This is a genomic window from Bradyrhizobium sp. Mp27 (assembly GCF_029953005.1).
In the GTDB taxonomy this organism is placed as follows: domain Bacteria; phylum Pseudomonadota; class Alphaproteobacteria; order Rhizobiales; family Xanthobacteraceae; genus Bradyrhizobium; species Bradyrhizobium barranii.
In genome coordinates, this window is the sequence record NZ_JASAUS010000399.1 from 1 (window position 1) to 2,429 (window position 2,429).

Annotated in this window: 1 protein-coding gene and 1 pseudogene; both read left to right on the top strand. The window is 58.7% G+C overall.

The window, feature by feature from the left end; all coding sequences use genetic code 11:
* Positions 1–106: 106 nt before the first annotated feature.
* Positions 107–931 (top strand): annotated as a pseudogene (locus QJT78_RS50240) (DUF1214 domain-containing protein); the annotation flags it as partial.
* A gap of 220 nt (positions 932–1,151) precedes the next feature.
* Positions 1,152–2,204 (top strand): DUF1254 domain-containing protein, encoded by a 1,053-nt coding sequence (locus QJT78_RS50245; RefSeq protein ID WP_038945887.1) that lies wholly within the window; start codon positions 1,152–1,154, stop codon positions 2,202–2,204.
* The last annotated feature ends 225 nt before the right edge of the window (positions 2,205–2,429 follow it).

Here is a 2,429-nt window from a genome sequence, read left to right on the forward strand (position 1 = left end):
CGCCCTCCCGACGCAACGACAAAACCGTAAAGCCCCGCGTTCAGCATAACCCGGCAGGAATCCACTTAAATCCAGCGGGGCGCTGTCCAAACAACCGGGGCCAGCTCTCAACACCATTCCGCCGAACGACTGGAGCTTCTACGAAATGCTCAACGAGGTCGTGCAGCGGGAGCCAGCCACTTCGCTTGATCCAGAGCTGATGGGGCCTATCGCGGCCATCGGCATAGTCAAAGGCAAGCCGTTTGCGCCCGACGCGCGGATGAAGAAGATCATGACCGAGGCGCTTGCGCTCGCCAACGCAACCTCGCGCAGCCTCTTCATGGCCCCACGCGACCCGAGCTGGTTCTATTATCCGAACTCGTCCTGGTTCAACTACCTGTTCGTGACGGGCTACGAGTTCGAGACGCCCATCCCGGAGATCACGCGCGAAGGGGTCAAGCCCTTCCCGCCCACCGGCTACCGGACAATGGATGCGCGCACGAACTTCTTCTACGGCGTCACCGGCATCACGCCAGCCATGGCCATGCGCCTTCCCGGCATCGGCTCCCAATATCTGTTTGCGGTGACGGACGCAGAGAAGAACTATTTCGACGGTGCCAAAACCTACAAGGTGACGCTGCCCAAGGGCATCCCAGAAGAAAATTTCTGGTCGTTCACCATCTATGACAACCAGACGCGCTCGATGCTCGACACGCCACAGCGCTACCCCCGCGCTGGTAGCCAGAGCTACCCGTCGCCCGCCGCTGAACCGGACGCCGACGGCTCAACGACGATCTACTTCGGTCCAACCCAGCCAGCAGGGATCAAGCGCGGCAACTGGATCCAGACCGATCCCAAAAAGGGCTGGTTTACGATCCTTCGCTTGTACAGCCCGCTTGAGCCGTTCTTTACCAAGGCATGGCGGCCGAGCGAGATCGCCTTAGTACGCTGAGCGTTTCGGGGAAGCTGCGACGCAGAAGCTCGGTGGCCGCGCGGAATGTCCGGTGTTGGCCCATCAGCGAAGTGGCGACACCTTTCATTGAGGTCCGCTTGGCGGGGCAGAGCGGACTGACTTTGCTCGCTCTGAGTCCTTGGCATTTTGACCCCAAGCGCACATTGACCCCCCATGTCATCAGCGTAGGCTTCCTCTTAATGCCCATGGGAGTGACGCGATGAAAAGAATTGTTCTCGCCCGAACGGCCCTCATGATCGCGACAACCGCTGCGGTCTGCCTATCTTCGCAGAGCTTTGCTCAACAATCTGGAGATCGAGCCGTCCCTGTCACCGTCGAGAACTTCATCCGCGCCGAGAGCGACCTTTATTTCAGCGCGGTCGCCTTGAAGGAAGGTGGTTTCGGCAAGTTCGAGCACAAGCGGGAGGTTTCGCCGGTCGACAATCAGAACGTCATCCGGCAGAACCGGGACACGCTCTATTCGGCGGCAATTTTTGACCTCGACGCTGGACCGGTGACAATCACTTTGCCCAGCGCCGGGAACCGCTTCATGTCGCTGCAGATGATCAGTGAGGATGAGTACACCTCGCCCGCAATTTACGAGCCGGGTCCTCATACGCTATCGAAGGAGACCATTGGGACCCGCTACGTGCTCACGGCTGTCCGCACCCTCGTAAACCCTGCCGACCCAGCCGATTTAGCGCAGGCGCGCTCGCTGCAGGATGCTATCAAGGTCGACCAGCCGGGCGGTCCGGGCAAGTTCGAGGTGCCCCGATGGGACCCGGTAAGCCAGAAGAGAATCCGGGAAGCATTGCTCGTGCTCGCCACGACAATCACGGACACCAGCAAATCGTTCGGCACAAAAGATCAAGTGGACCCGGTCCAGCGTCTGATAGGTGCAGCATCCGCTTGGGGTGCTAACCCGCCAAAGGACGCCACCTATCTCAATTTCTCTCCCAGCAAGAACGACGGCAAAACAATCTACAAACTGAGGATCCGGGATGTGCCGGTCGATGGCTTCTGGTCCGTCAGCCTGTACAACGAGCACGGATTTTACGAGAAGAATGAGTTTGACGCGTACACCCTCAACAACATCACATCAAAGAAAAGTGCGGACGGCTCGGTCGAAATGCAATTCGGTGGCTGCGACGGCAAGCTACCGAACTGCCTGCCAACTCCGCCCAATTGGAACTATATGGTTCGCCTCTATCGCCCACGCGCCGAGATCCTGAATGGCGCATGGAAATTCCCGGAAGCGCAGCCCGCAAACTGAAGGACTGGCACCTATGTCCATTGTTGGCCCATCAGCGAAGTGGCGACGCCTTTCATTGAGGTCCGCTTGGTGGGGTAGAGCGGACTGACTTTGCACACTCTGAGTTCTTCGCATTTTGACCCGAATGTATGGTCCGGCCGTGCGTAGCAAGAGGTTCATCGATCAGGTGGTGAGTGGTCTTGCATCAATGTATCCGGCCTTTGATTGGAGCATTCGCTCCGGGCC

Bases quoted from the DNA above. Each gene is read 5' to 3' on its own strand.
- QJT78_RS50245 (WP_038945887.1), top strand. From the start codon at position 1,152: ATGAAAAGAATTGTTCTCGCCCGAACGGCCCTCATGATCGCGACAACC.